Annotated in this window: 18 protein-coding genes and 3 pseudogenes; 5 read left to right on the top strand and 16 right to left on the bottom strand. The window is 68.9% G+C overall.

Going from position 1 to position 19,796, the window contains the following annotated elements; all coding sequences use genetic code 11:
* From A5655_RS27810 to A5655_RS08435, 5 genes and pseudogenes are all read right to left on the bottom strand, one after another.
* Window positions 1–108, bottom strand: a pseudogene (locus A5655_RS27810) (sulfate ABC transporter ATP-binding protein); the annotation flags it as partial.
* Window positions 109–129: 21 nt separating this feature from the next.
* Window positions 130–945 (bottom strand): sulfate ABC transporter permease subunit CysW, encoded by an 816-nt coding sequence (gene cysW, locus A5655_RS08450; protein WP_067008105.1) that lies wholly within the window; start codon window positions 943–945, stop codon window positions 130–132.
* Window positions 945–1,790, bottom strand: a complete 846-nt coding sequence (cysT, locus tag A5655_RS08445) for a sulfate ABC transporter permease subunit CysT (RefSeq protein WP_067008103.1) — start codon at window positions 1,788–1,790, stop codon at window positions 945–947. Before cysT ends, cysW begins: the two co-directional genes overlap by 1 nt.
* A complete protein-coding gene (locus A5655_RS08440) occupies window positions 1,787–2,824 on the bottom strand; it encodes a sulfate ABC transporter substrate-binding protein (RefSeq protein WP_067008101.1) in 1,038 nt (345 codons plus the stop codon). Before A5655_RS08440 ends, cysT begins: the two co-directional genes overlap by 4 nt.
* A 309-nt stretch (window positions 2,825–3,133) precedes the next feature.
* Window positions 3,134–3,328 carry a hypothetical protein gene (locus A5655_RS08435; RefSeq protein WP_067008099.1) on the bottom strand — a complete coding sequence of 65 codons (195 nt, stop codon included), beginning with the start codon at window positions 3,326–3,328 and terminating at the stop codon, window positions 3,134–3,136.
* 125 nt (window positions 3,329–3,453) lie between these two features.
* On the opposite strand from A5655_RS08435, the gene A5655_RS08430 reads away from it, so the two are divergent.
* Window positions 3,454–5,505 (top strand): glycoside hydrolase family 15 protein, encoded by a 2,052-nt coding sequence (locus A5655_RS08430; RefSeq protein ID WP_067008097.1) that lies wholly within the window; start codon window positions 3,454–3,456, stop codon window positions 5,503–5,505.
* A 6-nt stretch (window positions 5,506–5,511) separates the two neighbouring features.
* On the opposite strand, the gene A5655_RS08425 is transcribed toward A5655_RS08430, so the two are convergent.
* From A5655_RS08425 to lepA, 4 genes and pseudogenes are all read right to left on the bottom strand, one after another.
* Window positions 5,512–6,318 carry a sensor domain-containing protein gene (locus A5655_RS08425; protein ID WP_197508631.1) on the bottom strand — a complete coding sequence of 269 codons (807 nt, stop codon included), beginning with the start codon at window positions 6,316–6,318 and terminating at the stop codon, window positions 5,512–5,514.
* A gap of 78 nt (window positions 6,319–6,396) precedes the next feature.
* On the bottom strand, window positions 6,397–7,146 hold the full coding sequence (locus A5655_RS08420; protein WP_067008092.1) for a sensor domain-containing protein: 750 nt from the start codon (window positions 7,144–7,146) through the stop codon (window positions 6,397–6,399).
* Between the two features lie 37 nt (window positions 7,147–7,183).
* Window positions 7,184–7,921, bottom strand: a complete 738-nt coding sequence (locus A5655_RS08415) for a sensor domain-containing protein (RefSeq protein WP_156764773.1) — start codon at window positions 7,919–7,921, stop codon at window positions 7,184–7,186.
* 32 nt (window positions 7,922–7,953) lie between these two features.
* Window positions 7,954–9,937 (bottom strand): annotated as a pseudogene (gene lepA, locus A5655_RS08410) (translation elongation factor 4).
* Between lepA and A5655_RS08405 the strand changes: the two are divergent.
* The gene (locus A5655_RS08405) at window positions 9,919–10,497 is read left to right on the top strand and encodes a type II toxin-antitoxin system PemK/MazF family toxin (protein WP_067008083.1); all 579 of its coding nucleotides are present in this window, start codon (window positions 9,919–9,921) and stop codon (window positions 10,495–10,497) included. The pseudogene lepA and the gene A5655_RS08405 overlap by 19 nt on opposite strands.
* A 77-nt stretch (window positions 10,498–10,574) precedes the next feature.
* Here A5655_RS08405 and A5655_RS08400 read toward each other — a convergent pair whose 3' ends face one another.
* Entirely contained in the window at window positions 10,575–11,003 is a 429-nt protein-coding gene (locus A5655_RS08400) for a CBS domain-containing protein (RefSeq protein ID WP_067008080.1), read from the bottom strand.
* A 174-nt stretch (window positions 11,004–11,177) separates the two neighbouring features.
* Between A5655_RS08400 and A5655_RS08395 the strand changes: the two genes are divergently transcribed.
* Complete coding sequence (locus A5655_RS08395; RefSeq protein ID WP_067008078.1) at window positions 11,178–12,020, top strand: ribonuclease Z; 843 nt, start codon at window positions 11,178–11,180, stop codon at window positions 12,018–12,020.
* Here the strand turns inward: A5655_RS08395 and A5655_RS08390 are convergent.
* The gene (locus A5655_RS08390) at window positions 11,988–12,674 is read right to left on the bottom strand and encodes a hypothetical protein (protein WP_197508630.1); all 687 of its coding nucleotides are present in this window, start codon (window positions 12,672–12,674) and stop codon (window positions 11,988–11,990) included. The genes A5655_RS08395 and A5655_RS08390 overlap by 33 nt on opposite strands.
* A 154-nt stretch (window positions 12,675–12,828) precedes the next feature.
* On the opposite strand from A5655_RS08390, the pseudogene A5655_RS08385 reads away from it, so the two are divergent.
* Window positions 12,829–13,275, top strand: a pseudogene (locus A5655_RS08385) (PE family protein); the annotation flags it as partial.
* 20 nt (window positions 13,276–13,295) lie between these two features.
* Here A5655_RS08385 and A5655_RS08380 read toward each other — a convergent pair.
* From A5655_RS08380 to A5655_RS08370, 3 genes are read right to left on the bottom strand one after another with little or no spacing between them, the layout of a single operon-like run.
* Window positions 13,296–14,135: a transglutaminase family protein gene (locus tag A5655_RS08380; RefSeq protein WP_067008072.1), complete on the bottom strand. Its 840-nt coding sequence runs from the start codon at window positions 14,133–14,135 to the stop codon at window positions 13,296–13,298.
* Window positions 14,135–15,112 carry an alpha-E domain-containing protein gene (locus A5655_RS08375; protein ID WP_067008069.1) on the bottom strand — a complete coding sequence of 326 codons (978 nt, stop codon included), beginning with the start codon at window positions 15,110–15,112 and terminating at the stop codon, window positions 14,135–14,137. Before A5655_RS08375 ends, A5655_RS08380 begins: the two co-directional genes overlap by 1 nt.
* Complete coding sequence (locus A5655_RS08370; protein WP_067008066.1) at window positions 15,112–16,836, bottom strand: circularly permuted type 2 ATP-grasp protein; 1,725 nt, start codon at window positions 16,834–16,836, stop codon at window positions 15,112–15,114. The genes A5655_RS08375 and A5655_RS08370 overlap by 1 nt, the downstream gene beginning before the upstream one ends.
* A gap of 146 nt (window positions 16,837–16,982) precedes the next feature.
* Here A5655_RS08370 and rpsT point away from each other — a divergent pair, with 146 nt between their 5' ends.
* Window positions 16,983–17,243: a 30S ribosomal protein S20 gene (rpsT, locus tag A5655_RS08365; RefSeq protein ID WP_066930353.1), complete on the top strand. Its 261-nt coding sequence runs from the start codon at window positions 16,983–16,985 to the stop codon at window positions 17,241–17,243.
* A gap of 12 nt (window positions 17,244–17,255) precedes the next feature.
* Here rpsT and holA read toward each other — a convergent pair whose 3' ends face one another.
* Window positions 17,256–18,206, bottom strand: coding sequence for a DNA polymerase III subunit delta (gene holA / locus A5655_RS08360; RefSeq protein WP_156764772.1), 951 nt, complete (start codon window positions 18,204–18,206; stop codon window positions 17,256–17,258).
* A 30-nt stretch (window positions 18,207–18,236) separates the two neighbouring features.
* Window positions 18,237–19,766 (bottom strand): ComEC/Rec2 family competence protein, encoded by a 1,530-nt coding sequence (locus A5655_RS08355; protein ID WP_067008132.1) that lies wholly within the window; start codon window positions 19,764–19,766, stop codon window positions 18,237–18,239.
* Between the last annotated feature and the right edge of the window lie 30 nt (window positions 19,767–19,796).

The raw sequence follows: 19,796 nt of genomic DNA, 5'->3' as shown, positions 1-19,796 counted from the left end.
CGGCACCACGAAATCCACATGATCCAACGCCACAAAATCGCCATAACGCTTATAAGCGTCCCGCACGATGATCGCGTGTTCGCGGCGCTCGGTCGGGTTGTCTGTCATCTGCGAGTCTCCTTGTCCGGCTTACTTGGTCGCTCGTGCCCGGCGGACGTCGAGCACCAGCTGGAAGATCAGGACCAGCACGGCCACACCCATCAGCAGCGTCGACAGCGCATAGGCGCCGTATTCGGCCCCCCGGTTGTACCGGTCCGCGACCAGCAACGTCAGTGTTTGTGACTTGCCCGGCAGGTTGGACGACACGATGATCACCGCGCCGAATTCGCCAAGGGTGCGCGCAACGGTCAGCACGATGCCGTAGGTCAATCCCCACCGGATGGACGGCAACGTGATCCGCCAAAACGTCTGCCACCAACTCGAACCCAGCGTGGCCGCCGCCTCCTCCTGGTCGGTTCCCAACTCGTGCAGCACCGGCTCCACTTCGCGCACCACGAACGGCAGCGTGACGAAGATGCTGGCCAGCACGATCCCCGGCAGCCCGAAAATGATCTTGAGGCCGAGGTTGTTTTCGACGAACCCGAAGGCGCCGCCCGCCCCCCACAGCAGGATCAACGCCACACCGACGATGACGGGCGAGACGGCGAACGGCAGGTCGATCACCGCCTGCAGCACGCCCTTACCGCGAAATCGGTTGCGCGCCAGCACCAGTGCGGTCGGAATTCCGAAAACGACGTTGAGCGGCACCACGATCGCCACCACCAGCAGCGTCAAATTCAGCGCCGATACCGCGGCCGGGGTGCTCACCCAGTCGAAGAACTGACCGATCCCGGGCCGGAAGGTCCGCCACAGGATCAGCGACACCGGAACGACGAGCAACACGAAGACGTAGGCGAGCCCAAGGAATCGGATGACGTAGCGGGAACTCGTCGACGGCGCCGCCATCAGTCCAACTCCTCGCGTTTGGCCGCGCGCCCGCCCACGAGCCGCAGGACGAACAACACGACGAAAGAAATGGCCAGCAGGACAATGGATATCGCCGCGGCGCCGGTGCGGTCGTCGTTCTCGATCAGCGTCCGTATCCACTGGGAGGACACTTCGGTCTTGCCGGGCACCGCGCCGCCGATCAGCACCACCGAACCGAATTCGCCGATCGCCCGCGAAAACGCCAGGCCCGCACCGGATAACAGGGCCGGCGTCAGCGACGGCAACACGACCGAGGTGAAGATCTTCGGACCGCTGGCGCCCAGCGACGCGGCCGCCTCCTCGGTCTCGCGATCGATCTCCAGCAGCACCGGCTGGACGGCGCGGACCACGAAGGGCAGCGTGACGAAGGCCAGCGCCACCGCCACACCCCACGCGGTGTGCTGCAGGTGCAGGCCCACCGGGCTGTTGTTCCCGTACAGGGCCAGCATCACCAGGCTCGCGACGATGGTCGGCAACGCGAACGGCAGGTCGATGATCGCGTCGACCAGCCGCTTGCCGAAGAAGTCGTCGCGCACCAGCATCCAGGCGATCAACAGCCCGAAGACCAGGTTCACCGCCGTCACCCCGGCGGAGATGGTCAGCGTCACCCGGAACGATTCCAGCGCGGCGTTCGACGTGACGGCGAGCCAGAACGCGTGCCATCCGCCGCCGGCGGCCTGCCACGCGATCGCCGCCAGCGGCAGCAACACGATCACCGACAGCCACAACGTCGCGACGCCGACCCGTAGCGATGTGGCGCCCGCTCCGCGCGGGCCCCGGGTGACCCGGGTCGCGTCGGGGACGGGTGTAACGGTGGCCGTCATCCCGTTGCCTTCGTGTAGATCTTGGTGATGCTTCCGGTGTTCTTGTCGAACAGCTGCGGGTCCACCGCGCCCCAGCCGCCGAGCTGGGCGATCGTCCACAGCTTCGCCGGCGCCGGGAACTGGTCCCGGAAATCGGCGGCCACGGCCGGGTCGACCGGCCGGAAGCCGGCCTGGGCCCACACCTTTTGCGCCGCCGCGGTGTATTGGAAGTTCTTGAACGCGACGGCGGCGTCCAGGTGCGCGCTGGTGGTCACCACCGCCAGCGGGTTCTCGATCTTGAAGGTCTGCGGCGGGTTCACGTGCTCGACCGGCTTGCCCGCACGCTCGGTCGCGATGGCCTCGTTCTCGTAGCTGATCAAGACGTCACCGCTGCCCTGGACGAAGACGTCGGTGGCTTCCCGTCCCGAGCCGGGACGCAGTTTGACGTGTTCGCTCACCAATTTGTGGATGAAGTCGATGCCGGCCTGACCGTTGGCGCCGCCTTCGCTCTTGACGGCGTACGGGGCGAGCAGATTCCACTTGGCCGATCCCGAACTCAGCGGGCTGGGCGTGATGACCTCGATGCCGGGGCGCAGCAGGTCATCCCAGTCCTTGATGTTCTTCGGATTGCCCTTGCGCACCACCAGCGTCACCACCGACCCGAAGGGGATTCCCTTGGTGGCGTCGGTGTTCCAGTCCTTGGAGACCTTGCCCGCCTTGACCAACCGGGTGACGTCGGGCTCGACCGAGAAGTTGACGAGATCGGCCGGCTTGCCCTCGGCTACGCCGCGCGACTGGTCGCCGGAGGCGCCGTACGAGGTGATCACCTGGATGCCCTTGCCCACGTCGGAGGCGTTGAACGCGGGAATCACCTTGCTCCACCCGGGTTCTGGCGCGGAATAGGCGACAAGGGTGAGACTCGTATGCGCGTTGCTGGGGCCGCTCCCGCCGACGACATCGCTGGGGCCGCCCTGACACGCGGCGACCACACCGACGATCAGGGCGAGGATGACGACAGGCCGCCAGCGCACATTGCTGCCGATGTCGGTGAGCATTCGGAGCCTTTCATTGCTGTTTCAAGCGGGAAACTATCTGGATCCCGTTGTAGCGGAAAGGCGATATGACGTCAGGAGAGTCGACGACTCCTACCAAACCGCGCACGGGTGGAAGTCAGCGACAACAGTGCACACGGACAGCGCAATCCACAACGCCGATTGCCATGTGCATGTCGCGAAGCCTAACAGGAATTCGCCGGGCCGCCACCGGACGCCCGCTCGCGCGTCAGTGCGTCGCTAGCCATGTGACGATCACCAGCACCACGAGCGTGACCAGAATCAACGTCACGTGCGACCGAGGCATGCGCGCTACCCGGGCGCCCCATCGGCGTGCCGAATGCGGCGCATCAATTTGATGCCCCTGCCGAGCAGGCGATCCAGCAGGCCCGCCGTGACGTAGGCCACCGCCAAAACGACGGGCATCACGATCATGGCTTGCAGCACGAACGCGAGGCCCGAGAGCCACAGCTCGTTGCCGTCCCACCAATTCAGGAACCCGCTCACCCGGCTCACCCTATTCGCCCCGGCACCCGAAACCAATTGCCCGGGCACGCCACGCGCGCCGCACTGACCCCGACACCTAATGGAAACATTGGACGCCGGGCAGGTTGACAGTCGATGATGTCGGGATGGTCCTGCACGCCCAACCCGCCGACCAGCCGGCCGACGGTGCTCCCGCGGAGGCACCCCTGGAAGCGTTCGAAGCGCCTCCCGAAACGGCGCTGGCTTCGCCCATCGATTTCAGCGCGCCCGCGCCGCTCGCGCCCAGCGCGTCGCTGCGGAACCCGTTCCCGCCGATCGCCGACTACGCCTTCCTCTCCGACTGGGAAACGACGTGCCTGATCTCCCCCGCCGGGTCGGTGGAATGGCTGTGCGTGCCCCGACCCGACTCCCCGAGCGTCTTCGGCGCGATCCTGGACCGTAGCGCCGGCCACTTCCGGCTCGGCCCCTACGGCGTCTCGGTGCCGTCGGCGCGCCGCTACCTGCCGGGCAGCCTGATCATGGAGACCACCTGGCAGACCCACACCGGGTGGCTGATCGTGCGTGACGCGCTGGTGATGGGCCCATGGCACGACATCGAACGCCGCTCGCGGACCCACCGCCGCACCCCGATGGACTGGGACGCCGAGCACATCCTGCTGCGCACGGTGCGCTGTGTCAGCGGCACGGTCGAGCTGATGATGAGCTGCGAGCCCGCCTTCGACTACCACCGCATCGGCGTCACCTGGGAGTACTCGGCGAATGCCTACGGCGAGGCCATCGCGCGCGCCAGCAAACAGCCCGACGCGCACCCGACGCTGCGGCTGACCACCAACCTGCGCATCGGGCTCGAGGGCCGGGAAGCGCGGGCGCGCACCCGGATGAAGGAGGGCGACGACGTGTTCGTCGCCCTGAGCTGGACGAAGCACCCGGCGCCGCAGACCTACGAAGAGGCCGCCGACAAGATGTGGCAGACCACCGAGTGCTGGCGGCAGTGGATCAACATCGGCAACTTCCCCGACCACCCGTGGCGCGCCTACCTGCAGCGCAGCGCGCTCACGCTGAAGGGTCTGACGTATTCGCCGACGGGCGCGCTGCTGGCCGCCAGCACCACATCGCTGCCCGAGACGCCGCACGGCGAGCGCAACTGGGACTACCGGTATGCCTGGGTCCGCGACTCGACGTTCGCGCTGTGGGGCCTCTACACCCTGGGGCTCGACCGCGAGGCCGACGACTTCTTCGCCTTCATCGCCGACGTTTCCGGCGCCAACAGCAACGAGCGCCACCCGCTGCAGGTGATGTACGGCGTCGGCGGCGAGCGCAGCCTGGTCGAAGACGAGCTGCACCACCTCTCCGGCTATGACCACGCCCGGCCGGTGCGGATCGGCAACGGCGCCTACGACCAGGTTCAGCACGACATCTGGGGCTCGATCCTGGACTCGTTCTACCTGCACGCCAAGTCGCGCGAGCAGATCCCGGAGACCCTGTGGCCGGTGCTGAAGAAGCAGGTGGAAGAGGCCATTAAGCATTGGCGCGAGCCCGACCGCGGAATCTGGGAGGTGCGCGGGGAGCCGCAGCATTTCACGTCGTCGAAGGTGATGTGCTGGGTGGCGCTAGACCGCGGCTCCAAGCTCGCCGAGCGGCAGGGCGAGAAGAGCTACGCCCAGCAGTGGCGGGCCATCGCCGAGGAGATCAAGAACGACATCCTCGAGCACGGGGTGGACTCGCGCGGCGTGTTCACCCAGCGCTACGGCAGCGACGCGCTGGACGCCTCGCTGCTGCTGGTGGTGCTGACCCGGTTCTTGCCGCCGGACGACCCGCGGGTGCGCAACACCGTCCTGGCGATCGCCAACGAACTCACCGAGGAAGGCCTGGTGCTTCGCTACCGGGTCGAGGAGACCGACGACGGGCTGTCCGGCGAGGAGGGCACGTTCACGATCTGCTCGTTCTGGCTGGTGTCCGCGCTGGTCGAGATCGGCGAGGTGAGCCGCGCCAAGCGGCTGTGCGAGCGGCTGCTGTCCTACGCCAGCCCGCTGCACCTCTACGCCGAGGAGATCGAGCCGCGCACCGGACGGCACCTGGGCAACTTCCCGCAGGCGTTCACCCACCTGGCCCTGATCAACGCCGTGGTCCACGTCATCCGGGCCGAGGAGGAGGCCGACGGTTCGGGGACGTTCCAGCCGGCCAACGCGCCGGTGTAGGACGCGTCAGGTCAGCGCGCCGACGTTATCCAAGATGGCGTGCGCGATGTCGACGGCACTGGCCCGGGGATCGGCGCCGCGCTCCGACGGCTGCGTGTTCCCGAAGAAGGAGACCTCGACCTCGACCAGGCAGTTGCCGCGGACGCCAAGGGCGCGCCCCGACGGGAGCGACGCCGAATCCGTGCTACGCGAGGCAAACCCCATCGAAATGTCCGCCGCGGCAACCGAATCCGCGACCTGAACGTTAGCGATCGTGGCCTTGAGCCGGAACACCGTGCCGGACAAGGGCATGGTCGTGCCATCGCACTGCTGCCACTGCCGGGAGAACTTGTCGAACAGGGCCTGGGCCTCCGCGGGGCTCGGCAGGCTGACCACGCCCTCCTGAACGCTGGTCACCTCGACGGACTGCGGCGCATGCCGCCACGTTTGGAGCGCGACGTGGCGCACCTTGCTGGATTGATAGACGACTCGCTGCAGCATCGAGGCCACGCCCAGGCAGTCCCCCGGCGAGAGCCACCCGTCGTCCAGCAACGCGTCGGGGCCGCCGAACCGCGGCCGAAACCGAGGGTCGATCTTGAAGGACTGGTTGAGGATTCGCGACAACGCCCGGTGACCGAGCAGTACCTGCTTGATGGTCTGCCCTGTCAGCGATCGCGGCGCCATGCCCGTCGCCGGCCGCGCCGTGCCGTCGACAACGACGGCGCAGCCGGCGGTCGACATCACGAGCAGCAGCGCGGCCACGATGCACCAGCGGCGCCCCAGGCGCGCGCGACATCGCGGCCGTGATTTACCACTCATACGCACGCGATTCATCTATTGGCTCCTTTTCGTTCATCGAAAGTTTACTTTCGAGGGAGCCGGCTCGCAGTAAGACACACCGAAGACGTGGTGTCAGCTCAGGGCGCTGATCTTGTCCATCATCGCGTGGGCGATATCGACCGCGCTGGTGTTGATGTCGGCGGACCCCTGGTCCGACGGATAGCTGTTACCGAAGAAGACGACGTCGACCTCGACCAAGCAGTTCCCCTGGATGCCGACCGCCCGCGCTTTCGGGGCCGACAGCAGGATCGATCCCGCCCCCGGCGCCTGCGAAACGGTCGCCGCGAGGACCGAATTCGTGACACGCACGTCCGTGATGCCGTATCGCCCATACACGTCCGAGGGAACGGTCAGGGTCGTGCCGTCACATCGCTTCCACTGCTCGGAGAACCGCGCGAACAGGGCGGCCGCCCCCGCCGCGGTGCGCAACGAGACGACGCCCTGGACGACGAGGTCCACCTTCACGGAATGGCCGTCGTGCGCCCACGCCTCGGTCGCGACGTTGCCGACGTCGGCGGATCGGTAGGCGCCCGCCGACGTCATGAACGCAACGCCCGCGCAATCGGCGGGCGATCCGGACCTGTCCCCCAGTTGTTCGCTGCCACCGAAATGCGCCGGAAACGGCGGGACGGTCTTGAACGGCTGGTCGAGAAGCTGGGAGAGCGCCGCGCTGTCCAACAGCGCCTGCTTGATGGTCGGACCCGTCAGGGGCCGGGCCACCGTGCTGGGCGCCGGACGTGCCGCACCGCCCGTCGTCGCCGTGCACCCGCTGGCCACCAAGGCGGCCAACAGTGCGGCCACGAAGCGCTGGCGACGTCTCACCTTGATCCCCTCGCCTCCACACCAGATCGCGCCGGCGTCAGCCCAGGGCGCTGACCCTGTCCATCATGGCGCGGGCGACGTCGATGCCGCTGGTGTCCAGGTTGCCCGATCCCGGGTCCGAAGGGCGGCGGTCGCCGAAAAAGACCACCTCCACCTCGACGAGGCAGTTCAACCGCACCCCGATGGCCCGCGCCTGCGGCGTGGGTCGAAGCGGTGGCATGTTGGGCAGCACCGACGTCGCGGTATTGGTCGCCGCGACAATGGTTTTGGAGGCATCCGGCACGCGGACGTCGCTGATGACGTTCGTGGTGCTGATCGGGCCGTTTTGCTCCGTCGTCGAGGCGCCGTTGCACTGCTGCCACTGCTGCGAGAATTGCGCGAACAGGGCCTCGGCCTGCGCGGCCGAGGGTAGGGCGACCACACCCTCGATAACGCTGATCACTTGCGCCGGATCGCCGTTGTTCCACCACGACTGCGACGCAACGTCTTTGACGTCCGCGGATTGGTAGACGCTTTTCTGCAGCATCGCCGTCACGCCCAGGCAATTGGCCGGCGACACCGTTTCGTCCTTTTGGCTGAGGACGTCGGGACCGCCGAACTCGGCCGGCTTGCGGGTGGCGAAGGGCTGGCCGAGCATCCGGGACAGGGCGTCACCGTCGAGCAGCACGCGCCTGACGGTGTCGCCGGAAAGCGGTCGCGGCTTCAGATTCGGCGCCGGCTTCGCCGTGCCGTCCACCACTCCACCACAGCCCGCCGCCAACGCGGCGACCAACATCAAGGCCGTCACCGGCCCAACGATTCGCACGGCTACTTCTTACCCTTGTCGCCGGCCGCGTCGGTGGACAGCGCGGCGACGAACGCCTCCTGCGGCACCTCGACCCGGCCGATCGTCTTCATCCGCTTCTTGCCTTCCTTCTGCTTTTCCAGAAGTTTGCGTTTGCGGGTGATGTCACCGCCGTAGCACTTGGACAGCACGTCCTTGCGGATCGCCCGAATGTTCTCGCGGGCAATGATTTTCGATCCGATTGCCGCCTGCACCGGCACCTCGAACTGCTGGCGCGGGATCAGCTCCTTGAGCTTGGTGGTCATCTTGTTGCCGTAGGCGTACGCCGAATCCTTGTGCACGATCGCGCTGAACGCGTCGACGGCCTCGCCCTGCAGCAGGATGTCGACCTTGACCAGCTCGGCCTCCTGCTCGCCCGCCTCCTCGTAGTCGAGGCTGGCATAGCCGCGGGTGCGCGACTTCAGGGAATCGAAGAAGTCGAAGATGATCTCGCCGAGCGGCATGGTGTAGCGCAATTCCACGCGCTCGGGCGACAGATAGTCCATGCCGCCCAGCTCGCCGCGCCGCGACTGGCACAGCTCCATGATGGTGCCGATGAACTCGCTGGGCGCGATGATGGTGGTCTTCACCACGGGTTCGTAGACGATGCGGATCTTGCCCTCCGGCCAGTCCGACGGGTTGGTCACCACGATCTCGGTGTCATCCTCTTTGACGACCCGGTAGACGACGTTCGGCGATGTCGAAATCAGGTCCAGGTCGAATTCGCGCTCCAGGCGCTCGCGGGTGATCTCCATGTGCAGCAGGCCCAGGAAGCCGCAGCGGAAACCGAATCCCAGCGCCACCGACGTCTCCGGCTCGTAGGTCAGGGCGGCGTCGTTGAGCTGCAGCCTGTCCAGGGCGTCGCGCAGGTCCGGGTAGTCCGACCCGTCGACGGGATACAGCCCCGAGTACACCATCGGCTTGGGTTCGCGGTAGCCCGTCAGCGCCTCGGTGGCGCCGTGCCGCGCCGTCGTCACCGTGTCGCCGACTTTGGACTGGCGCACGTCCTTCACCCCGGTGATCAGGTAGCCCACCTCCCCCACGCCCAGGCCCTCGCTGGCCTTCGGTTCGGGCGAGACGATGCCGACCTCGAGCAGTTCGTGGGTGGCGCCGGTGGACATCATCGCGATGCGCTCACGCGGGGTGATCTTGCCGTCCACCACGCGCACGTAGGTCACCACGCCGCGATAGATGTCGTAGACGGAGTCGAAGATCATCGCGCGGGTGGGCGCGTTGGCGTCGCCCCGCGGCGGCGGCACCTCACGCACCACGTGGTCGAGCAGGTCGGCGACTCCCTCCCCGGTCTTGCCGGACACCCGCAACACATCCTCGGGCTCGCAGCCGATGATGTGGGCGATCTCGCCGGCGTAGCGTTCGGGGTCGGCGGCCGGCAGGTCGATCTTGTTGAGCACCGGGATGATGTGCAGGTCGCGGTCCAGCGCCAGGTACAGGTTGGCCAGCGTCTGGGCCTCGATGCCCTGGGCGGCGTCCACCAGCAGGACCGCGCCCTCGCAGGCCTCCAGCGCGCGCGACACCTCGTAGGTGAAGTCGACGTGTCCCGGGGTGTCGATGAGGTGCAGGACGTAGTCTTCGTCCCCGACCTTCCAGGGCAGCCGCACGTTCTGCGCCTTGATGGTGATGCCGCGCTCCCGCTCGATGTCCATCCGGTCGAGGTACTGGGCGCGCATCGACCGCTCATCGACGACGCCGGTGAGCTGAAGCATCCGGTCCGCCAGCGTCGACTTGCCGTGGTCGATGTGAGCGATGATGCAGAAATTCCTGATCTGCGCCGGCGGGGTGAAGGTCTTGTCGGCGAAACTGCTGATGGGAATCTCCTGGTCTGGGCCCGCTGGAGGCCGCTTGAGCGGTGTGTCCAGGGTATCTGTGCGGGGCCGCCGGGACCTACTTGGACACATTCGCACCCGGCCGCGCGCGGTTATGCTGCGAATATGGCGTCTCCCCGGAAATCCCAGTGGAAGACGTTCCAGCGGTTCGCCCGCAACGCGGTGATCTACGCACAGACCGCCCAGGTCGTCGCGCGGGAGCTTCAGCAGGCCGTGAAGATCACCGCGAACGTCATCGCCGCGGCCGCGCCCCAACAATCGGCCGCGATCACCGCGGGCCGGCCGGTGACCAGCGCCAGCTTTCCCACCGCGCAGCGGGCGCGAAAACTGGTCTACGCCCCGAACCTCGACGGCCGGGCCGATCCCGGCGAGATCGTGTGGACGTGGGTGGCCTACGAGGACGACCCCACCCGCGGCAAGGACCGGCCGGTCCTGGTCGTCGGCCGCGACCGCCGCGTGCTGCTGGGGCTGATGGTGTCCAGTCAGGAGCGCCACTCCGGTGATCGCGACTGGGTCGGGATCGGCGCCGGCGCTTGGGATTACGAGGGCCGGGAAAGCTGGGTCCGCCTGGACCGGGTGCTCGACGTGCCCGAGGAGGGCATTCGCCGGGAGGGCGCGATCCTCGATCGCGAAATCTTCGACGTCATCGCCGCCCGGCTACGGGCGGACTACGCCTGGAGCTAGTCCTCGCCGAACGTGTAACCAGGGCGAAAAAACGGCCAAATCTTCGCCGTGAGTGCACGTTCGGCGAGACGAGGGGGTCAGCCCTGCGTGATGTAGGACTGCAGCTGCTGCTGCTCGGCCTCGAGCTCCTCCATGCGGGTCTTCACGACGTCACCGATGCTGACGATGCCGATCAGCTTCTTGCCGTCCAGCACCGGCACGTGGCGCACCCGGTTCTTGGTCATCAGCACGCTCAACGAGTCCACCGTGTCGGATTTCGTGCAGCTGGCGATGTTGGCGGTCATGATTTTCGACACCGGCCGCGACAGCACGCTCGCGCCGTGGGTGTGCAGCTGGCGCACGACGTCGCGCTCCGAGACTATGCCGACGACGCCCTCGTCGCCGACCACGACCATGGCGCCGATGTTTTGGTCGGCGAGGCCGGCGAGCAGCTCCTTGACGGTCGCATCGGGGTTGATCGTCACCACCGCCGCGCCCTTGTTCCGCAAGACGTCCGCAATCCGCATCAAGGCCTCCAGCCGGTTGTGATCCGCTTCACATCAGGCTACGGCTAACTCGCCCGGCGGGAAAGCCAACACGATTAGCGGCAACCGCGGCCTCCCATACCCTCGGATTCGCGGCCCAAACTCGGATCGGCAAATGCCCCTGCGGGCCCCGGGCGGCTTGCGAGGATAGGGCCCATGATCGAGATCACCCTGCTGGGCACCGGAAGCCCCATCCCCGACCCCAACCGCGCCGGGCCGTCGACCCTGGTGCGTGCGGGCGGCCAGGTGTTCTTGGTGGATTGTGGGCGTGGGGTGCTGCAGCGCGCGGCGGCGGTCGGCGTCGGCGCCGCCGGGCTGTCGGCACTGCTGCTCACCCACCTGCACAGTGACCACATCGGCGACCTCGGCGACCTCCTGATCACCCGCTGGATCACCACCTTTGCGCCCGAGCCCGCGCCGCTGCCGATCATCGGGCCGCCCGGCACCGCCGAGACCGTGGAGGCGACGCTGAAGGCGTTCGGCCACGACATCGGTTACCGCATCGCCCATCACGCCGACCTGAACGCGCCGCCGGCGGTCGAGGTTCACGAGTGCACCGAGGGCCCGGTGTGGGACCGCGACGGGGTGTCGATCCGGGTCGCGCCGACGGACCACCGGCCGGTGACACCGACCATCGGCTTCCGCATCGAATCCGGGGCCACGTCGGTGGTGCTGGCGGGAGACACGGTCCCATGCGCGAGCCTGGACGAACTGGCCAGCGGCGCAGACGCATTGGTGCACACCGTGATCCGCAAGGACATCGTCGTCAACATCCCGCAGCAGCGGCTGCAAGACATCTGCGATTACCACTCCTCGGTGGAGGAGGCGGCGACGACCGCGGACCGCGCGGGAGTCGGCACCCTGGTGATGACGCATTACGTGCCGGCGCTGGTGCCCGGGCAGGAGGAACAGTGGCGCGCGCTGGCCGCCACCAAATTCGGCGGGCGGATCGAGCTGGGCGACGACCTACTTCGCGTCGAGGTCACCGCGCGGCAGTAGCGCGCCAACGACCACCAGCCAGACCAGGGCCGAGACCCGCGCGATCGGCAGGATCGGCCCGCACTGCGGCCACACCAGCACCAACGCCGCCGATTCGGCGAGGGCCGCGATCGCCAGGCCGGCCCAGGCCACCGGCCGCGGTGTCAGGCCCATCGCGAGGCTGGGCACCGCCATGCCCGCAACCAGCAGCCCCAGCGCCACGATGTGGCCCGGCCCGCCGACCAGGAACACCAGGAAGTAGATGGCGCGGACCAACGCGGCGTCGGCGCTGACGTCCGGCCTCGACAGCGTCCAGGCCAGCAACCCGGTCAGGCCCAGGGCACCCGCGGCCAGGGTGCCGCCCGCAAGCGCGATCGTGGCCCCCGGCGCGGTGACGCCGAGTTGCCGCAACCGGGAGCCGGCCGTCGCCGCGTAGATCGCCAGCGGCACCGACGACGCGAACACCGCGGTGGCGATCACTTGAATGGCGACCGGCTGGGCGCGGACGTAGGCGACAACCGCGGTGGGCGGTCCGTACGGCAACGGCATCACGCCGCCCAGCGCGACTCCGATCGCAATCCCGCCGAAGAGCAGTCCCACACAAACGGCGGATAGCAGCACCAACGGCGGCCCGCCCGGCCGGCGGCGACCGGCAACCCGCTGTGCATCGTTCATGAGTGAACGATATGCCGCCGTTTTGCCCGATTGCGGCCGCACCCGGCGACCACCTGGGAAAAACGGAGTCAGATTGCCCGGGATGGTTTGCTGCCCCCCCGGATAGCGATAGGATCCGCTTCGGCGGTGCGCCCACGACGGTGTGAGGTGGCGGATGTCGTTTGTAGTTGCGGGGCCACAAGCAGTGCTGGCGAGCGCGGCCGATGCGGCCGGCGTCGGTTCGGCGATCAGGGAAGCCAACGCGCTCGCGGCGGCGCAGACGACCGCGGTGGAGGCCGCCGCCGCCGACCAGGTATCGGCGGCCGTCGCGGCCCTGTTGGGATCGCACGGCCAGAGCTACCAGACGGTGAGCGCGCAGCTGGCGGCGTTTCACGACCAGTTCGTAGAAAACCTGACCGCGGCCGGCGGGGCCTACACCAGCGCCGAGGCCGCAAACGTGCAGCAAACCCTGCTGGGCCTGATCAATGCGCCCACCGAAGCATTGCTGGGCCAGCCGCTGATCGGCAACGGCGCCGACGGGGGAACGGTCGGCGGGATCGGGCAACCCGGCGGGGCCGGCGGCGCGGGCGGCAAGCTGTTGGGTCTGCCGGGCGCGCACGGCTAGTAGCACCCGACTCGGGCTTAGGCCAGCCGGGTGACCTCCACGATCACGTCGAGATCGGTCGCCCCTTCCCCGGAATAGATGCCCTTGAGCGGGGAGACGTCCGTGTAGTCGCGCCCGGCGCCGACGCTGACGTACTGCTCGGTGATCTCACTGTCATTCGTCGGGTCGAAGTTCCACCAGCCACCGGTCCAGGCCTGAATCCACGCGTGGCTTCGCCCGTCGACGGTGTCACCCACGACGGCGTGGCGCTTGGGGTGCAGATAGCCGGACACGTAGCGTCCGGGAATTCCCATGGCGCGCAACAACATCAGCGTCAGGTGCACGAAGTCCTGGCAGACGCCCTTGCCCTCGTTCAGGGCGTCCAGCCCGGAAGAGTGCACGCTGGTGGTCCCCGGCAGGTAGTCCAGCTCGCCGCGCACCCACTTGCCCGCGGCGACGACGGCCTCGGCGGGGTCGCAGGACTTGGCTATCTTCTTGGCCACCGACGCGACGCGCTTGCCTATCGGGGTGTGCGCTGTGGGCCGCAGCAGCTCGTCGAAACGATCGATCACGGCCTCGGAGCGCAAATCGCTCCAGCTGACCTCCGCCACCGCCGGGTCCCCCCGTTCCGTCTCGACGACCGAGGACGAGGTCACCGTGAGATCGGTGTGCGGCGCGTGCAGGTCGAACGCGGTGACGGCGGTGCCCCAATAGTCGATGTAGCGATGCGACCTCGTCGCCGGGATGGTTTCGACGCGATTGAGGATGACGTTTTGCCTGGTGTCCGACCGCGGGGTCAGGCGGGCCTCGTTGTAGGACGCGGTCACCGGCGACTGGTAGGCGTAACCGGTGGTGTGGACCACGCGCAGGCGCCACATCAGTTTTCGCCCTGCCTGCCGACGAATCGCGCGCCCTGGCCCGCGTCCGACCAGGCCACCCACGGCGTCACGTGGAAGTACTGCAGCGACAACGCTTCTCCGACGTCACGACAGGTTCGCTGCAGGCCCGCCAAGCGGCTCTCCAGCGACTCGAGCAACACGCCGGGCTGCACGAACTCCAGTTCGCTGCGGGCCTTGCCGAGCAGGCGCTGCGCCTCGGCGGTGGACCCGATCCGGCTCTGCGGATTGTGCAGCAGCTCTTCGAGATTGTGCTCGGCCAGCCTCAGCGAGTAGAACACCGAGCGGGGAAACAGGCGGTCCAGCAACATGAATTGGACCACCCGGCTCGCGTCCAACACCCCGCGGTAGGTCCGCAGGTAGGTGTCGTGCGCGCCGGCCGAACGCAGCAGGGTCACCCACGCCGGCGACGACGCGCTGTCCCCGACCCGCGACAGCAGCAGCCGCACCGTCATGTCGACCCGCTCGATCGCGCGGCCCAGCAACATGAACCGATAGCCGTCGTCGCGCGACAGCGTCGAGTCGGCCAAGCCGGCGAACATCGCCGCACGGCCCTCGATGAACGCCAGAAACTCATGCGGCCCAAGGCGTTTCGCGGCACGCTCGCGTTCGGCCAGGGCGTGGTAGGTGGTGTTGAGGCACTCCCAGATCTCGCTGGACGTCACCTCGCGGGCCGACTTCGCGTTTTCCCGCGCCGCGGTGATGGCATCGACGATCGAACAGCCGCCCGACGCGTTGGTGCTGAAGGCCACCAGGTCGGTCAACGACCAGACGTCCAGGTCGTGATCCGGTGGGTCGATGCCGAGGACCCGCAGCAGCAACCGGGATGCCTGGTCGGGGTCGACGCTGGAATCCTCGAGCAGCTGGTGCAGCGCGACGTCCAGGATTCGTGCGGTGTCGTCGGCGCGCTCGACGTAGCGACCGATCCAGTAGAGCGCCTCGGCGTTGCGGGCCAGCATCAGCGCATCCTCTGCTGTTGCTGTTGCTGTTGCTGTTGCTGCTGCTGCGGCTGCTCGTCGGGCACCCCGGTCGGCTGCGCTTGCTGCTGCGAGAGCCGCGGCGCACCGTCGAGCGCCGGATCGGGGATGGACTTCGGCAGCGACCGCACCACCTCCGCGGCGCCCAGCTCGCGGGCGCCGGCCGCGGCGCGCGGCGCCAGCACCCAGGTGTCCTTCGAGCCGCCGCCCTGGCTGGAGTTGACCACCCGCGAGCCCTCGACCAGGGCCACCCGCGTCAATCCGCCGGGCAACACCCACACGTCGTCGCCGTCGTTGACCGCGAACGGCCGCAGATCGACGTAGCGGGGGGCCAGCGCGCTGCCGATCTGCGTCGGCACGGTCGACAGCTCCATCATCGGCTGCGCGATCCAGCTGCGCGGATCGTCGCGGATCTTCTTCGCGACGGCGGCCAGCTCCTTGTCGGACGCCTCCGGGCCGAACACGATCCCGTAGCCGCCGGACCCTTCGACCGGCTTGAGCACCAATTCGTCGATGCGGTCCAGGACCTCTTCGCGCTCGTCGTCCAGCCAGCATCGGTACGTCTCGACGTTGGCCAGCAGGGGTTTCTCGCCCAGGTAGTACTCGATCATGGTCGGCACATAGGTGTAGACCAGCTTGTCGTCGCCCACGCCGTTGCCGATCGCGCTGGAGATGACGACGTTGCCGGCGCGGGCGGCGTTGACCAGGCCGGCCACCCCGAGCACCGAGTCGGCGCGGAACTGCAGCGGGTCGAGGAAGGCGTCGTCGATGCGCCGGTAGATGACGTCGACCTGGCGCTCGCCCTCGGTGGTGCGCATGTACACCTGGTTGTCGCGGCAGAACAGGTCCCGGCCTTCGACGAGCTCGACGCCCATCTGCCGGGCCAGCAGCGAATGCTCGAAATAGGCCGAGTTCGCCACGCCGGGAGTCAGGACGACGACCGTGGGATCGGCCTCGTTGGTGGCCGCGGAATTGCGCAGCGCCCGCAGCAGGTGCGACGAGTAGTCGTCGACGGCGCGCACCCGGTGGGTCGCGAACAGGTTGGGGAAGACCCGCGCCATGGTGCGCCGGTTCTCCATCACGTACGACACCCCCGAGGGCGAGCGCAGGTTGTCCTCCAGGACGCGGAAGTTGCCTTTTTCGTCGCGGATCAGGTCGATGCCGGCCACGTGGATCCGCACCCCGTTCGGCGGGACGATGCCGAAGGCCTCGCGGTGAAAGTGCTCGCAGGAGGTGATCAGGCGGCGCGGGATGATGTCGTCGTTCAGGATTTCCTGGTCGCCGTAGATGTCGTCGAGGTACATCTCGAGCGCCTTGACCCGCTGGGTGATGCCGCGCTCCAACCGGCTCCACTCGGCGGCCGAGATGACGCGCGGCACCAGGTCGAGCGGGAACGGCCGCTCCTGGCCCGACAACGAGAACGTGATGCCCTGGTCGATGAACGCGCGGCCCAGCGCCTCGGCGCGGGCCTTCAGCTCGGACGCGTCGGACGGCGCCAGCTCGGCGTAGATGCCCTTGTACGGGCCGCGGACGGTGCCCTGGGCGTCGAACATCTCGTCGAAGGCCTTGGAGTAAACGCCGGCGTAGGAGTCCGACGCGGTGTACCCGCCGAAGATGCGCTCGGAGCGCGCGTCCGGACGCGCCACGGCGCCGCGCGATCCCCGCCTGGTGTCCTCAAGCTGGCTCGGAAGGCTCACTTTAGAGATGCTGCCTCACATCGGCGTTCTAGCAGGCCACGGGTTCCCGTTTTGGGAGAAAACGTAACCGACTGATAACCTGGGCAGTCGCTATTGGGTGTGGGGCGCCCCCCGAAAAGCACCGCAAACAACCAATTCGAAGAAGGAACTCACGCGTGGCCAACATCAAGTCGCAGCAGAAGCGCATCAAGACCAACGAGCGCGCCCGGCTTCGCAACAAGTCGGTGAAGTCCTCGCTGCGTACCGCCGTCCGCGCGTTCCGGGAGGCCGCCGACGGCGGCGACAAAGAGAAGGCCGCCGAGCTGCTGGTCTCGACCAACCGCAAGCTGGACAAGGCGGCCAGCAAGGGCGTGATCCACAAGAACCAGGCCGCGAACAAGAAGTCGGCGCTGGCGCGGGCCCTCAACAAGATCTGAGCACCCGGCGCCTTACCGGCGCCGGTCGGCCACCAATTCGGCCACCTGCCTGACCGCCGATTCCAGCGCGTAGTCCGCGTCGGCGACGGCCCCCTTCACGTTGGCGTTGAGTTCCGCCACCACCTTCATCGCGACCGCAACCGTCTCGCGCGTCCAGCGCCGGGCCTGCTTCTGGGCTTTCTGCACGCGCCAGGGCGGCATGCCCAGCTGCGACGCCAGGCGGTACGGGTCGCCGGACAGCGGCCCCACGCGGCCGATGGTGTGCACGGCCTCGGCCAGCGCGTCGGCCAGCACCACCAGCGGCTCGCCGCGCATCATCGCCCACCGCAGGGCCTCGGTGGCTCCCGCGACGTCTCCGGCGACCGCCTTGTCGGCGATGTCGAAGCCCTTCACCTCCGCCTTTCCGCTGTGGTAGCGGCGCACCGCGGCGGCATCGACGGCACCGGCGGTGTCGGCGACCAGCTGCGAACAGGCGGCGGCCAGTTCGCGCACGTCCGAGCCCACGGCGTCCAGCAGCGCCGTCACAGTCTCCTCGTCGACCTTGACCCGCAGCGCGCGGAACTCCTTGCGGATGAAGTCGACGCGCTCGCTCAGCTTGGCGATCCGGGCGCACGGATGCACCTCGGCGCCCAGCGACTGCAGTTCGGTGGCCAGCGCCTTGGCCCGCCCGCCGCCCGAGTGCACCACCACCAGCACCGTGCCCGCCGGCACGTCGGCGGCGGCCGCGGCGATGACCGAGGCCGCGTCCTTGCCCGCTTCGGCGGCCGCCTCCAGCACGACGATGCGCTCGTCGGCGAACAGCGACGGGCTCAGCAGCTCGGCGAGCTCGTAGGTGCCGACGTCGCCGGCGCGCATCCGGCTCACCGGGACGTCATCGGTGCCGGCGCGCTCGCGGGCCGACCGCAGCACGTCGGCCACGGCCCGCTCGACCAGTAGCTCCTCGTCCCCCAACACCAGGTGCAGGTGCGCAACCTCGCTCACCCCACGATGGTGTCACGCGGCCCCGACGACCCCCGACAGCGACCACGCCAGCGCGCAGATGGCGACCGCTCCCCCGGTCCACCCGAGGGCCCGGCGACACCGGCGCCACCGCCACAGCAGCCGGGCCACCAGAAGCAGCGATACCGTGCCCGCGGCGACCAGCACCACACCGGGCACACCGGCCGGCACGGGCAGGGTCGCCGCGGGCAGGCCGGCCGACCACCTCGCCACGTGCAGGACCCACCACAGTTCGGGGCCGGTGAAACGGATCAGCAGCTGCGCGCCGGCGTGCCACGCGACGCCCAGCAGGGCCGCCGCGCTGCCGAGCACGGTGATCGGCGCGATCATGGGCGCGACCGCGAGGTTGGCCGCGACGGCGACCAGGCTGACCCGGCCCGAGATGCCGGCGACCAGCGGGGCGGTCACCACGTGCGCGGCGCACGCGACGGCCAGCGCATCCGCCAGCGGCTTGGGCCAGCCCCTGCCGACCAGGCGCAGCGACCACGCCGGCGCGATGACGATCAGCGCGGCCGTCGCCAGCACGGACAACCCGAAGCCCACGTCGACGGCGAGGTGCGGGGCGAACGCCAGCAATATCAGCACCGCGGCCGACAGGGCCGGAATCGCCTGCCGCCGACGCGACGACAGCACACCCGTCAGCGCGATGGCCGCCATCACGGCGGCCCGCAGCACGCTTGCCGTCGGCTGCACGACGATGACGAAAGCCACCAGCGCCACCGCGGCGAGGACGACGGCGGCGCGCGGGCCGATCAACCGCGCCGAGAACAGCACCGCCCCGCACACGATCGTGACGTTGGCCCCCGACACCGCGGTCAGGTGCGTCATGCCGGCCGCCCGAAAGTCGCGGCCGGTCGCGCCGGTGACGGCCGAGGTGTCGCCGAGAACCAGGGCGGGCAACATCGCGGCCTGATCGGCGGTCAGGGTCTCGCGGGCGGCGGCGGCGAACCGGGTGCGCACGGCGTGGGCGGCGCGCTGCGCCATGCCGGCGGTGCCCATCGTCGGACGGCCCGACGCGTTGAGCACGGCGACCGTCACGTCACGGCGGCCCGGGCGGCTGATCCGCGCGGTGAACCGCACCGGCCGGCCCACCGTGAGGTCGCCGAAGTCCGATGCCCGGGCGAAGACGACCACGCGGCCCGACATCCTGTCGTCGCGCAGGCGCTGCAGGGTGGCGCGAAACATCAGCCGGCCCGGGCTCAGGGGCAGCGCGCTCTCGGTCGGGCTGACCGTCACCGGGGCGGCCGTGCCGAACGCCGCGGCGATCGGGTGGCGAGCGACCGCGTCGGTGCGCAGCGCGATCGCCAGCCCGAACCCCGCGCCCACCACGCCGACCGCCACCAGGCCGGCGCCGACCGTCCGCAGCGGCCGGGCCAGGGCCGGCCTGCGCGCCGCGTAGCAGGCCAGCGCGGCCGCCACGCCGAGCAGCACGACACAGCACGACGCGACCGCCCGCCCGAGCGGCCACCAGATCCCGGCGGCGGTGACCGCCCAGGCGGTGAGCGCGGCCGGGACGAGGCGCACATCGAGGCGCGCCGGGGCCGGGTCGGCGTG

The organism is Mycobacterium sp. 1081908.1, from assembly GCF_001673535.1.
Classification (GTDB): domain Bacteria; phylum Actinomycetota; class Actinomycetes; order Mycobacteriales; family Mycobacteriaceae; genus Mycobacterium.
This window is presented reverse-complemented; position numbering and strand designations above follow the sequence as displayed.